Origin of the sequence: Neobacillus bataviensis LMG 21833 (assembly GCF_000307875.1) — a bacterium.
GTDB classification, from domain to species: domain Bacteria; phylum Bacillota; class Bacilli; order Bacillales; family Cytobacillaceae; genus Neobacillus; species Neobacillus bataviensis.
This window is the reverse complement of sequence record NZ_AJLS01000038.1, coordinates 12,156-25,919: the sequence shown is the minus strand read 5'-3', so window position 1 is coordinate 25,919 and position 13,764 is coordinate 12,156. Positions and strand designations below refer to the sequence as shown.

The following is a 13,764-nucleotide window of genomic DNA, read 5'->3' as shown; positions in this document are numbered from 1 at the left end:
GCTGCCTTCATCAGGATAGTTTGCCCGATTAGGGGTAGGTCACTCTAATTCTGTAGTCTTTCGGAAATCTTGTTTCACTAACAAATGTAGAGCCTAATAGCAGTATACCACCAAGCATTTGAACAATTGTCATTTGTTCTTGCAGGATAATTGCAGAAATCAATATAGCTACAAATGGATCCACATAACTTAGCATAGCAATACTTTGACCCTTTAATCCTTCCATACCAGAGAAAAATAACCAGAACCCAATCCCTGTATTGATAATCCCTAAAATTAAAATAAAAGGAATGGAAGAGCTTGATGCTCCAAAAATACCAAAACCGGAAGTCAAGAAAACATATGGCATAAGAAGTAAAGTGGTTGTTCCAAGCTGAATGATGGTCAGCTCTAACTTTCCTATATCTTTAATAAATTTATTTAGAAGTAATAACGCAGCATAAAATGCAGCTGCAATCAATCCGAAGGACAGTCCAAGAAGATCGTCTGAGCTGGATGCTCTCACGCCTTCTCCTACAATCAGTAACATCCCTATAATCGCAACACCAATACACACCATTTTCTTGATGGATAATTGTTCCCGAAGTACAAATGGAGAAAGAATCATCACAAATACAGGTGCAAAGTAATAACCTAGCGTTGCATTGGCAATTGTCGTATGGTCATACGATTGATAAAGAAAAATCCAATTTCCTCCTAATGCAATACCTGAAAGAATCAAAATTAATGCATTAGATTTAATTAAATTCCATGATATTCTTTTCTTCATCATGAAGAATATTAACAATAAAAATAAGCACCCTATGAAACTACTTAGTAAAGCTCTTTCGCTCGAAGATAAATCAATATATCGAACAATTATACCAATCGTACCGAAAATCATCATTGATAATATAAACTGAATTTTTGATTTCATCATCTACTCCTACGAATCCACGAAACTTATTTCGCAGATTCTTAATCCGTTTTTAGTTTTTCAAAAATATCACTCACAAAAAACATCGTTCTACACCTATTCCTTTCCTAACTTGAATAATTAATAGTAAAAATATATCATGATTACATACATTACAAAAACGAATGTTTATCATGATATGTATGACAAAATCAGATGGGGCGAGGAAAGAGATATGAATATCCAAAAATATATGGCATTTGTCAAAGCAGTAGAATACGGTAGTTTTACAAAAGCTGCCGAAATATTAGACTATTCACAGTCTGGGATTAGCCGTATGATTAACGATTTAGAAAAGGAATGGGGGATTTTTCTTTTTGAAAGGGGACGTGCCGGTATCAATTTAACCTTGGATGGCTTAAAGTTACTGCCCCAATTAAAGCGAATTTGCAATGAGTATGAAATCTTAATGAAGCAGATCGAGGAATTAAATAATTTGGAATCTGGGATGATTCGTATTGGGACATTTTCCAGCGTAGCATCTCATTGGCTCCCTAACATTGTTAAAATTTTCAAGAAGGATTACCCCATGATAGATTTTGAATTTCTGCTTGGTGATTATACAGAAATTGAGAGTTGGATCCTAAATGGGCGTGTTGACTTTGGATTTTTGCGGCTGCCGTCAAAGGCAGAACTTGAAACAATCTTTTTAGAACAAGACCGGTTGCTGGTAGTGATTCCACAAAATCATCCACTTGCTAATTGCGAAAAATTCCCCATCAACAGCTTACTGAACAGTCCGTTTATGCTGTTGGAAAAAGGGGCAAAAGCAGAAATCTCTGAGATTTTCGAGAAACACCATATTTCACCGCATGTTAATTTTACAACATGGGATGACTATGCCATTATGTCTATGGTGGAAAATGGGCTAGGAATCAGTATATTACCCGAATTGATATTACAGCGTATTCCTCACAAAATTATAGCGAAAGAGCTTGAAGTTCCTGCTTTTAGAAATATTGGAGTTGCTATGAGGGATCAAAAATCACTTTCCCTTGCGTCCAAAAAATTTTTAGAATATTTATCATATAGGAACAGAGAGTGAATGAGTATGATGAACAAAATTTAAAACACACACGACAGCCTGCTTGAAGCATTATTTAATTTTTTAACTGGGTATTCGTTAATCTTGTGGAATGGTCAAAACGATTTTCCCTAAGTTTTCTCCCTTTTCCATTCTCAGTAGTGCATCGGTTGCTTCCTCCAACGAAAAGGTTTTGTCTAAAACACCTTCGAGTAACACGAAGTCAATTAATTTATTTTAACTTTATACAGACTAAAGCATGGAGGGACTTACATGTACACTGTGAAAGACGTTGCGAAACTACTTGATCTAACTGAACACACCGTTCGCTTCTATACGGATAAGGGATTAGTACCAAGTTTACAGCGTGACAAAATAATAATCGTATGTTTAATGACGTCTCCATACACTGGCTTACAGGTGCAAAAAGATTAAAGAAAAGTGGTATGTCAGTGGAAGACATTAAAAAATATGTAGACCTTTGTTTAGAAGGAGAATCAACCATTGCGGAACGTTATGAAATGATACAGAAGCAAAAAGAGCTAGTCCTTGCTCAACTAGAGGAAGCTAAAATAATGGCAGAATTTATTACGAATAAAGAAAAACATTACCGTGACATTCTAAACGGAGTGATTCCCGATGATACCAATCCGGACAATTGGGACAATGATAAAATGCCAAATACGTCCTGTCCTTTGGCAAAAGGTGAAATGCCGATTACTCATTAATAATTACTAATAGTATGTCTGGACTCTTTGCTGTTATTAATTATGTAACCAGTGATATTTAAAGCAAGCGGAGATTTTCCGGTTAAACACCAGAATGGGCTCGGGTCGGGGTATATAAGCGGAAGTTTTCCGATTAAGCAAAGGAAAATTACCCATTTTCACTTTTTTCGAATCAATAGTCGGAAATTTCCCGTCTATTGATTCGATTTTCAGTGTTATTTCCTAATTAAGAGAAATTTCTCCGCCTATTTATCAAACATGCTTTAGCGGCTAATGAACTTGAACATTAATTGCTGACCCCAAAGTGAATGTTGGTGTTGGAAATGTAACTTTTGAACCAGGATGCAGAAATAACTGGCATATTCATCGTGGTGGATTCCAATTTTTATTAGTCACTGGTGGCGAAGGTTGGTACCAAGAAGAAGGAAAACCTGCTCAATTCTTAAAGGCTGGTGATGTTATTGTTACTCATGATGGTGTAAAACACTGGCATGGTGCTACAAAAGATAGCTGGTTTGAACATATTGCAATCACTGCAGGTACCCCAGTATGGTTGGAACCTGTCGATGATGAATGGTACAGCAATCTATAAAATGAGCGCATCGAATCTATTGGTTCGATGCGTTTTCTATATTCCGATTTTGGAATAAAAAAACGAAGGCCAGCCGGAAAAATACCGGATAACCTTCGTTTTTGGAACGTAATTTTTATTTAAGAACCCTTAATTTTACTACCATTTAATACTTTCAGCTATTTTGATGACTTCTTCTTCTTTTACATCTGACACGCCCTTTAAGTTACTTGCACGGTCAAAACAAGAGATAATCAATTTCCAGTTCTCGTTTTCTATATAAATTGTATAACCGTCTATCTCTTTAATCCCTAACAACTTTGATGAAACACCATTAATCATAATATCTTTCTCAATTCCAGTTCCATCAGTTGTTTCTGCTGAAAATTTTGCTTTTGCATCAACAATGCTAGTAGCAAGGACACTATAACTTCTCTTTGGTGTAGATAAATTATATCGGTAAGAAGATAAATCCCCATTTTCATCAGTTGAAACTCTATTTTCTATTGTTTCTTTGTTTGTTTCTTCAATTAATAGTTGTTCTGGAAAAGGAATATTCACGTTAAAAGTGTCTTCTATTTCATTTAAAGAATCATAATCGTTTTCTTCATAAATATCTAGGTTATCAAAATGATAACCAAAAGATATCTCTTCGTTGTTTGCACTTTTTTCAAATTTTGATATTTGAAATAAACCTTCAAACATCGCTTGACCCGTAGGCGAAAGCAGGAAACCACAGCCCAAAACAGTAACCATTACCGCTGCAACTAAGGGACTTTTTAATTTTCTTTTTGGTTGTTCTAATTTCGCTCTTTTTACACCAAGTTTTGATCTTTCGTGTAATTCTTTTGGGATCTCAATTCTATCTAACCTTTGTTTAATATTATTCACAAATATCAGCCTCCTTAAATTCTTTACGAAGTTTGCCTAATGCACGATATAAAGTCGATTTTGCCGTTCCTAAAGGCATATTTAACAAATCTGCTATTTCTTTAAATGAATAACCCTCATAGAATTTTAAAATGACAATACTTTTTTCGTCTTCGTTCAACCGATCTAGTAATTCTTGAAGAGTAACTGAAAGAGGGACATCATCACTTTCAGAACCAATAAACTCTTCATACTCTGGTTTTAGTTGAATTACCTTTTTGTTTTTTCTAACTAAATCAATAGAACAAGTGATGGCTATTTTTATTAACCATGTCTTGAAATACTCTGGATTTTTTAATGTATCTATCTTTTTAAAAGAACGATACGCCACTTCTTGAACCATATCTAATGCATCACTTTCATTTTTGACATATACATAAGCCATCCTATAAATATCTTCTTCGTATTTTTGGAAAAGTTTCAAAAAGGCTCTATCATCACCCTTTTGAGCCCTTTTTACTAACTTAATGATCGCCATTCACCCTCTCTTATTTTGTCTTACATCTATTAGACAATTGAAAAATAAATTTGGCTCAAACCTTTTTAATTTTTTTTTAAAAAATAAATAACCGTCCAAAAAAGGACGATTAAATTAGTTTGTTAATTTATCTTTTTTATGATTCCTTTCTGCACTAAACTACACTGTTGAACAAGATCTACCCTTGGTAATTACATATATACAAAAAAATTAAAATCACTTACTTTTAGTATCTCTGTCCGAACTGAATGAATAAGACCCAATCCTATATTTATTGGATTGGGTCTTATTGGATAGAAATTTTTTGTTCAAATCCCTTTTTGTCAAATTGCATTAGTACCCGACTTTGTTGTCTTCCAACAACATATTTACCTGTTATTAAGTTGGAATTTCCACCTTCTCATTCCCCATCCCTCTCAAACCTTACTCCCTCAAGGCTCCACACCCTCTTTTCTCCTTCTTTTTTCTGCTAAAAAGTTCTCCCCTCAAATACATCTTTTTTCTCTATTCCTCCTCTTTTCTCCGTTCTGGGTTGTACGGAATATTCCGACTATGTAATTAAGTTCTTCCCGGAATGGATGGAAGAATCAAGAGAAAAGAATGGAAAAAGTGAAACAAAACCATTGGAAAATGCCTGAAAAACAACTGGAACCCTACGGGTTTATACAGTGAGGAAAACAACAGAATGGAAGAAAGAAAAGAATGAGAAGGGATGATTAAACCCTTATTGGACAAGGGATTGGAGGAATAATGTGCAAAAGAAAAAGGGACGAAGTCCTATTGGACCCGCCCCGAATTCTGATTGATTTATGATTGAAAAAACTGATTGAATAACGATTGATTACATAAAGATCTGCCCGCTGCTCTTCTCGCTTCCTTTGCCGTTTGGATACCAACTATGTGACAGTTGGGAAGAACTATATAGCATGGGAACCAACTATAATGCAGGGAGATATAGTAGATGGAAGAATACTGAATTAAGAAATACCTTTTATATCGAACCATTCCCTTCCCATATTAACTGAAATTCACATTGTTCTTCTTGAAGTTGATTAACCCCCATTTTTGCCCTCTTTTTTTTCCGTTCTTGCTTGTATTCAATATTTTGACAATGTTAAATGGATGTTCCCGTAATGGAGGAAAGAATATGGAGAAAAGACCGGAAGTGCAGCAACCTGGAATGGTTAATACAGTTAGGAAACACACTGAATACAGATTGGAAATCCTGTGGATTTATGGATTGGAGAGACTACTAAAATCCTTATTGGACAAAGGATTGGACAGATATTGAGCAAAAGAAAAGGCTGGATCACTATTGGACCCAGCCTGAATTTGTATTGGACCCAGCCTGAATTTGTATTGGACCCAGCCTGAATTTGTATTGATTTTACGATTGAATCAAAATTTAGTACATATTGCTCGCCTGCTCTTTTCCTTCCCTTCTCTTTCTTATATCGCCTTGGGCAATTTTAACCCATACTTCTCCACTATCATCTTTACTATTTATTATTCATTATCTGATTCAATATTAAACGCCTTTCCCATTAGTAGAATTTTTGGGCAATTTTATAATAATAAATAAAACTAAAAATTGCAGTTATAAGCCCTTAAAACAACTGCAAATTGTTTTATTTTAACAGAAGTAGCGTTCGACTGTTAGTCGCCTTATGCTAGCCTCTATAAAACGATATCGTACTTTTTCTCTCTCTGCCATATTAGAAAAATAAACGCTACACTAACTACAAGCATGACACTATACGATATCGGAACGACCCATTGAGGCATCCTAATGCTTATGATATGCCAAAGCAAATAGGTTAATCCAAATATGAGAATACCCATTACAAATGGGATTTGAATACCGATTAGGGATATATAATTTGGCATTATGCTTGAGAAGGACATCGCTAATAGTGAGAAAACAAATCCTAAAATGTATATAGCTATAACCGTAAGCACAATATACTGAAAAAATGTCGGATCGTACCAATACGTAAGCCCACTAAACATATGAACTGGCACTTTAAAAAATACGGATATAGATATATGATGTAAAGAATAAAGACTGAAATAAATAATGAGTAAGATAGTCATTACCATAAAGGCGGAAATCAGTCCCGCCACAGTCTTTGTCTTATATAGATTCCGTCCTTTTCTCGTTGTATATTGTAAATCTTGCAACCGTCTATAGCGATCCTTTATAAAGATTGGCGATAAAAGAAGCACTACGCTTAAAATAATGGCAATAGCTACGTTCTTAATAAATCTTTCAAAGTTCTCTATGGCTACTCCCGAATACACTGGATAATACCCGGAACCTATTAATTCATCATATCGAATTCGTTGGTAATCTTTTGCATATTTTCTTTCATTTGCCATAAGAACTTCTTTATCCTCAAAATGTTCTATCAACCGTTCTCGTTCTTGAAGTTCCCAAAACACTTTAACTCTATCCTCGAAAAAGACCTTTTGATAAAGTGCATTCTGCTCTTTATTATTTGGATCATAATTATTTTCAAAATTCTCATACGTTCCCATTCCTGCATTCACAAATGCTTTTTTTGACTGCAAATAATGATTCGCTTTTTCTACTTCCTCATTATAAACCCTTTTAAAATCCAAAAAATCCTTCTCGTCCATATCTATCCCATACTTATTGACCATTTCAATCCCTATACGATAGGAATCATTTTTTCCATTCGTAAAATAATTAACGTCATATTCAATAAAAAGAAAGTAGACAATCCAATTGACAAAAATAAGTAAAATAAGCATTTTCCAGGTTAGAATCTTCTTAATTTCATGTAATAAAATCTGCATAAATTTTCTCCTTAATAAATTTCCTGTTTGTTAAATCTTTTTAGACAGTAAAAACACAAGATCATGGAGATCAAAGTCCACACGACCACTGTAATTAGTTCATAATATTTGTCCATAGTTAGCCCGGCATTTCCCATAAAGAACATATGTGGATTCAATACAAGTGTTGATAGGGTATATGAGGAAGTAATAACCATTTGTGACGATGTAGGCATATAGCCTGGCACCATTAAAGCTATTGCGAAAAAAGCAGCAAAAATAAAGAAGGTAAAATAACTATTTTTCACAATAATAGAAATAGAAAAAGTAATGATTGAAAATAGAAGCATACACACATAGACAAGTAGAATGCTCCAAAAAAGAAAGGATAAAAATGATAGATTCCACCATGCTATATATGGTAAAGTATATTCCCAGTTCAACGCACTACTAATCGAACTGCCCCATAAATAAGAGTAATCAAACACAAAAAAGTAAGTACCAAGAGTAATCAATATCAATAATGCTGTAATCGCCGTCGCCACTATCAAGGAAGCGACAACCTTATCTTTCATCAACCGTCGTCCCCTTTTTGTGGGATACATAACAAGATGTGTTTTATTTTCAAATTCAAAATTTGTTATTAAAGCCGTTGCTAACACAATTATAATCATTGATTCAAAAATCATATGTCCAAATATGGTTCTGAACAAAAGGCTGTGCATCTTATACTGCTCACCTATGAAAAACCACTCTTTATGTTCACCATTTTCTTTCATTTCCTCGAAACGTTTTGAGAGCTTATCGTATTCATTTTGTAAAGTCTTTTCAGCACTGCCACTTAATCCATACATCTCAGTTCTAGTCTTAGCAATTTGTTTCCAGTCCATATTCTCATATTCGCTGTCGATATTTTCTGCTAAGCTCAAATACTGCTCTTTCAACAGAAATTTAGTTAGAGTATTCCATTCCCCATCGCTATATAGATTGCGGTCTTTATAATGAAAACTATCAAAAAATTCTTTAACACTGCTAAATTGCTGGTTAGTGTGTTTTCTTGTAATTTGATTTAATTTTATCAAGTCTTTTTGTAGATCCTTTTTGAGTTTTTGTAAGGATTCATCGGTTATCTTAACTCCATATGTTCCAGCTAACTCGTTAGCAACTTTCAATTCCTCTTTAAAATCTGCATTACTAAAAATTGTAAAGATATTGAAAGAAGTAAATATAAGAATAAGCATAATGAGAATTAGCGAAGTAAATGCCTTTTTACATTCATAAAAAATTACTCTCATTTAACTCACACTTCCCCTTGTATTTCATCACGGTATTCATACAGAAATACGTCTTCTAAATTAGGAACTACTAATTGCCATTCTGATTCCCTTTCACCTTTATGAATAAAGCGAACACTCATATTGCCCTTTTCTTGCCTTTCGGAAAGAATGACATATTGCTTTCTAAACTCATCTAATTGTTCATAACTAATCGCTGTTTCATAAACAGCCCCTTCTAGGGACTCACAAATTTTTTCAACAGACTCTTTGTAAAGGATACTTTGATTCTTTATCATGATTACTTCATTGGCGATTGATTCAATATCAGATACAATATGAGTTGAAATAATAACAAGTCGATCCCTAGCTAATTCAGAGAGTAAATGACGAAATCTTGCCCGCTCTTTTGGATCCAGTCCCGCAGTTGGCTCGTCCAGAATTAGGACTTTGGGGTCATTTAATAGTGCTTGTGCAATTCCAACACGCTGAATCATTCCTCCAGAAAATTTCCTCATTTTTTTATTCGTAACATCGCTTAATGCCACTTTCTCCAATAGGTCCTCAATAATATTCACTGCATCCTTTTTTCCAATCCCTTTTAAGGCAGCTAAATATAATAAATATTGCTTTGGTGTGTAATTTTTATAAAAACCAAACTGCTGCGGCAAATAGCCAAGTAAAGCTCGATACTCTTCGTCCATCTCAAGGATGTTTTTACCTTCATATAGGATTTCACCCTTACTTGGAAAAATTAGAGTTGCAAGCATCTTAATCAACGTAGTTTTCCCCGCACCATTTGGGGCTAGTAAGCCATATACGCCATATGTGAATTCCAGATTGATATTGTTTAAGGCACAAAAATCCCCGTACTGTTTGCTTACATCTTTTACAATAATCATGCTAAAAAGCTCCCTCCGTATGTTTAAAATGAATCAATTTACTTAAAAAATTAAAGTAAATGCAAATGCAGCCAAATAAGACAATCGCATAAACAAATAACGGCATATTGACTAGAATGTCACTATACAATTTGTTGAATTTGAAAATTAAAAGGAGATTTCCCATTACCCACCCAAAGATAGTCATAGCCACGACAATTGTTGTACGTCTTTTCATCAAGGTATATAAAAAAACAATGGAAAAGATGAATAATCCTGTAGTGGAAATCATAAATGCCCTAATAAATTGAACATTATTATATGCCATAACCATGATGGATATTGTCAGTGAATTGACCAAAATAGCTATGATACTAAATGCAAGCATCCTGAATGCTATGACTTGATAAACATTATATTTACACGTCATTTCGACTTCATAAGTAGCATTCATGATTTTATTTGAATAGGTGTATACCGAAAGGGCGATAAATAAAACTGGTGAGATCAGAAAAATAAAGGCATACAAATTTTCCACTTCTCCTAGTAGAGTTCCTGATTTAATTAGTAAAACACTTAGCAAATTGACTGCTATAAATAGGATAAAAACAAGCTCAGAACGTTCTGAAATTAATTGTCTAATCCCGATTTGTCGATACATTGATTTTAAATAACTAAGAAAAGAATCATTGTGTTTTACGCCTGAAGCGACAATTTGCTTAATTTGGTTCTGTATTGTTCGTTCATCCGGAAAAGGGATATGAAATTTTTCTTTATCCATGGTGAACCTCCATTCCTTTTCTAATTAGTTTCAATGCGGCATAATATTTCGTTTTCACCGTCGACTCTGGAATCATTTCGATCAATGCAATTTCCTGAAACGTGTATTCCCCGAATAGTTTTAGTCGAATGATTTGCTGAGAACTTGGATCAAGCTCGTTAACAAGAGCAGTAACCTTTTCAAAATCCTCTCTGTACTCCAGCGAAATAGTCATATCATATTCGTCTTCAAATTCGTAATCTTCGATTGGTTCTACTCGTTGTGCTTCTTTGTAGTTTTTCGACCTGTAATAATCAATTAGCCGATTAGATGCCAACTTATAAAGCCAAGTTCGAAACGCTGCCTTTTTGCTATCGTAATTATGAATTGATTTCAACACAATTATAAAAATTTCCTGAGTAAGATCTAGCGACAATTCTGTATCGAGGGTTTGCTTATAAACGAAGGCATACATCTCTTTGTAATATTTCGAGATAAGTTCGTTCGCTGCAGCATCACTTGCGTTTCGCTTTATTTTTATAATCAAACGCTTATCATTATCCATACTTCCACCACTTGCTTCCTCAATAATCATTAACGCCCTATAATTATATCCGTAAAAAGTTCAAAAATAGTTTGGGTATTTCACAAAAAAATTTAATATATCATTATATTCTCCACAATAGGACCGATTGTAGAACACCTCTATTGTTACTCAACATTTTTCCTAATGCTCCTTTTGATTCGGAAATACTTTTTCTTTCACCATAATAACCCCTTTTAAAAAAGCCATTATCAAAGGGGGAAAACATCTTAATTTTTTTTCAAACATCGAATCTTTATTTTAAATACAATATTGTAAATAAAGAACGTTTCTAATGGATCTGATTGAAATACTGTTTGTTTACTAACCGAACCCTTTCTTCTATCCAGTGTTCTTCCAAACTGTATAGAAAATGATTGAAAAACAACCGATCACACTATTGGACAAGATTGGACCGGAGATTAAATGATTATTGGATAAAAGAAAAAGGACTGGATCACATTGGACCCAGCCTTGGATTTTTATTGGTTTTGTAATTAAACAAACGTTTGATTGAAAGCTGAATACATAATAGACTGCTCTCTGCTTTCCCCCGACTCTTTCCCGTTTGGAAACCAACTGAGTTCCATCAGGGAAGAACAAAGTTACATGGGAACCAAGGGAGTTACAGGGAGACACAATAGAAAAAGATTAAAGGATAATGATTTAGTATAGGTTTTCACCGTTTTCCATCAAAGCCCATAGTGAGCTAGAAGATGAGTGGTTTAATTAGCTAAATTAGTTTTCCCCTTTATATAATAAATTCGAAACCAGTCGGTTTTTGGAATGGTACTTTATACTCCTTAAAGACTAATTTAATCTTCGAGGTATCGTCGGGTAATGCAGGCGTTACAATGAAAGTAAAGGTTTCATGTCCCATCGTTCCTCCACCGCCATCATTTCGACAATCATAATGTGTCTTTTCACCTTCTATTGATAGTTCAAAATGGGTATGTTCTCGCTGATGCCACTCAGATACGTCATCAGTAGAGTTGCTATCAATATTCAAATGAACAACACTTGCATTTCCAAACTGTCGTATAAAAGTTACCGAGTAAAATGTATCGTCTTTTTCAAATGACTTTAATATCGGTACATTTTTAAGAAATCCTTTTGGCTCTACAATTGGTTTATATATTTCTTCATGTAGGAAATCTGAAAAGATGCTGTTTAGAAAATCCTCATAAAAATTATATTTTTTTGACCAACTTGCAATAAGGTGTTTAGTTGGAAAACCAGGATTATTATTCGAAAGATCCTTTCGTTGCTTAATTAAATGACAAATTTGTTCATCTATTGATTCTATCTGTTCATTGTAGTGATCTGTTGGTGGTTGAAATGCCATTCGCTTCATATTCACGCCTCCAAGATAAATAATTAAGATAATTTTAATCCGTTAAAATGAGCTTCTTGTTGAGAGAACAGCTTTTATTACAATTCGCTCAATTCAACAACTTCACCGTTATACGCCTTTACTGCATAGTGACTATCTAACTTTCCACATAATACATAGTACCCTTGCTCAAAATCATATACATAATATGGTGTTAGCTCTATTAATTCTTTTAATTTCTCAAATGCTTCCTCTTTTGTAACCTTTATTTCCTCTGCTTCTTTTAAATCCATATACATTTTTAGAAACGGCTTATTATCCATGTAATTCAATACTTCATAAGTGTCCGAGTCAATGAATAGCTTCATTTTTCGTTAAAATACACGCTCTTTCTGTTCCTTTACCTTTAATGTTGCATGGATGTATCCCTTATCTCGACATAGCGACATTAATGCCCATTTTCCTGAATCACTCGTGTATTCTTGACTTAAAAATTTCCGAATGGTACTGATACACTTTTTAATTTCGTCCTCTGTTATTGGCTGCAAATCTGGATGTGGTTCACACCAAAATGCTTGTTCTGGTGTGACATTTTCAACAAGAGATAATATTTTTCCGTGAAAAGTTTTTTGAATAGGATCATCCCACTCTATCACTTTGTCCATTCGCAAAGGAAATTTATCATCTACAATAAATTCAAAAGGCAAAGTAGAAGAACAATCATTCTTAATATAAATCTCCTCGATTGCAAATGCGGGAACGATCTTCTTTTGTTCAATGACTGGAAACTCAATTAACTTCAATTGTTCCTTAGCTAACTCTTCTACTTGTTCAAGAGAAAGCATATACTTTTCTTGTTTTACAAGTTTTTCAGAAGGAAACTGTCCATAAACAGAAAGTAAGGTGAGTTTCCCTTCTTTATCCAGTTTAAATTCAATATAACCTGACGGAGAAACTGCAACCCCATCTATACATTCCTTGAAATGAAGCTCCCTTTCTTCTTCCTTCCAGAACTCAAACTGCCTTCCATAAATCAGACCCGTTTCCTTTTCAATCCACTTGATAATTTCATCCCTGTTATTCAAATCAAACGTCATACCATCAACAGTTGATATTCCCTCACTAAAAATCACATGTTTTGTCTTTCTTGAATGGATGTCTATCTCAATACATGCTGTCCCTTCTGGATTATAGGTTTCATCATCCCAATTTTTAATATGATTTGGAAACCATTCCATGCTTAGTCTATAAACCGTATCTTTGAAAATTGTTGTATTACGATGAATGTCAAATGTATGTAAATAATATTCGTGTAAACAGTATTTTTCTCTTGTAATATCAATTAATTCTTTTATTCTCTTGTCCATCTCAATCTCCCCATATTCTAGTAAGGTAAATAATGTCCAACGCTCGCCAATTTTAACACCTATTATGTTGGACTACACATT

Annotated in this window: 13 protein-coding genes and 2 pseudogenes; 3 read left to right on the top strand and 12 right to left on the bottom strand. The window is 34.1% G+C overall.

Annotated features, from left to right (window positions below; all coding sequences use genetic code 11):
- Positions 1-28 precede the first annotated feature (28 nt).
- The gene (locus BABA_RS05170) at positions 29-916 is read right to left on the bottom strand and encodes a DMT family transporter (protein ID WP_007084082.1); all 888 of its coding nucleotides are present in this window, start codon (positions 914-916) and stop codon (positions 29-31) included.
- Positions 917-1,130: 214 nt separating this feature from the next.
- Between BABA_RS05170 and BABA_RS05165 the strand changes: the two genes are divergently transcribed.
- Positions 1,131-2,000 carry a LysR family transcriptional regulator gene (locus BABA_RS05165; RefSeq protein WP_040345366.1) on the top strand — a complete coding sequence of 290 codons (870 nt, stop codon included), beginning with the start codon at positions 1,131-1,133 and terminating at the stop codon, positions 1,998-2,000.
- 78 nt (positions 2,001-2,078) lie between these two features.
- Here BABA_RS05165 and BABA_RS27185 read toward each other — a convergent pair whose 3' ends face one another.
- Positions 2,079-2,198, bottom strand: a complete 120-nt coding sequence (locus BABA_RS27185; protein ID WP_235749588.1) for a zinc-binding dehydrogenase — start codon at positions 2,196-2,198, stop codon at positions 2,079-2,081.
- 54 nt (positions 2,199-2,252) lie between these two features.
- Between BABA_RS27185 and BABA_RS05160 the strand changes: the two are divergent.
- Together BABA_RS05160 and BABA_RS05155 are read left to right on the top strand one after the other, a co-directional pair.
- A pseudogene (locus BABA_RS05160) lies at positions 2,253-2,707 on the top strand (MerR family transcriptional regulator).
- A gap of 286 nt (positions 2,708-2,993) precedes the next feature.
- A pseudogene (locus BABA_RS05155) lies at positions 2,994-3,299 on the top strand (cupin domain-containing protein); the annotation flags it as partial.
- A gap of 138 nt (positions 3,300-3,437) precedes the next feature.
- Here BABA_RS05155 and BABA_RS05150 read toward each other — a convergent pair.
- The 10 genes from BABA_RS05150 to BABA_RS05110 form a co-directional block, all read right to left on the bottom strand.
- Positions 3,438-4,169, bottom strand: coding sequence for a hypothetical protein (locus BABA_RS05150; RefSeq protein WP_007084079.1), 732 nt, complete (start codon positions 4,167-4,169; stop codon positions 3,438-3,440).
- On the bottom strand, positions 4,162-4,686 hold the full coding sequence (locus BABA_RS05145; protein ID WP_007084078.1) for a sigma-70 family RNA polymerase sigma factor: 525 nt from the start codon (positions 4,684-4,686) through the stop codon (positions 4,162-4,164). The genes BABA_RS05150 and BABA_RS05145 overlap by 8 nt, the downstream gene beginning before the upstream one ends.
- A 1,677-nt stretch (positions 4,687-6,363) precedes the next feature.
- Entirely contained in the window at positions 6,364-7,506 is a 1,143-nt protein-coding gene (locus tag BABA_RS05140; RefSeq protein ID WP_007084077.1) for a DUF2254 domain-containing protein, read from the bottom strand.
- An 11-nt stretch (positions 7,507-7,517) separates the two neighbouring features.
- Complete coding sequence (locus BABA_RS05135; protein WP_007084076.1) at positions 7,518-8,780, bottom strand: hypothetical protein; 1,263 nt, start codon at positions 8,778-8,780, stop codon at positions 7,518-7,520.
- A gap of 5 nt (positions 8,781-8,785) precedes the next feature.
- The gene (locus BABA_RS05130) at positions 8,786-9,661 is read right to left on the bottom strand and encodes an ABC transporter ATP-binding protein (RefSeq protein WP_007084075.1); all 876 of its coding nucleotides are present in this window, start codon (positions 9,659-9,661) and stop codon (positions 8,786-8,788) included.
- A 1-nt stretch (position 9,662) separates the two neighbouring features.
- Complete coding sequence (locus tag BABA_RS05125; protein WP_007084074.1) at positions 9,663-10,421, bottom strand: hypothetical protein; 759 nt, start codon at positions 10,419-10,421, stop codon at positions 9,663-9,665.
- On the bottom strand, positions 10,414-10,965 hold the full coding sequence (locus tag BABA_RS05120) for an RNA polymerase sigma factor (protein WP_040345345.1): 552 nt from the start codon (positions 10,963-10,965) through the stop codon (positions 10,414-10,416). Before BABA_RS05120 ends, BABA_RS05125 begins: the two co-directional genes overlap by 8 nt.
- Positions 10,966-11,734: 769 nt before the next feature.
- Positions 11,735-12,337: a hypothetical protein gene (locus tag BABA_RS05115; RefSeq protein WP_007084072.1), complete on the bottom strand. Its 603-nt coding sequence runs from the start codon at positions 12,335-12,337 to the stop codon at positions 11,735-11,737.
- Between the two features lie 77 nt (positions 12,338-12,414).
- Entirely contained in the window at positions 12,415-12,639 is a 225-nt protein-coding gene (locus tag BABA_RS27975) for a hypothetical protein (RefSeq protein WP_235749586.1), read from the bottom strand.
- A gap of 51 nt (positions 12,640-12,690) precedes the next feature.
- Positions 12,691-13,683 (bottom strand): hypothetical protein, encoded by a 993-nt coding sequence (locus BABA_RS05110; protein WP_235749584.1) that lies wholly within the window; start codon positions 13,681-13,683, stop codon positions 12,691-12,693.
- Positions 13,684-13,764 lie beyond the last annotated feature (81 nt).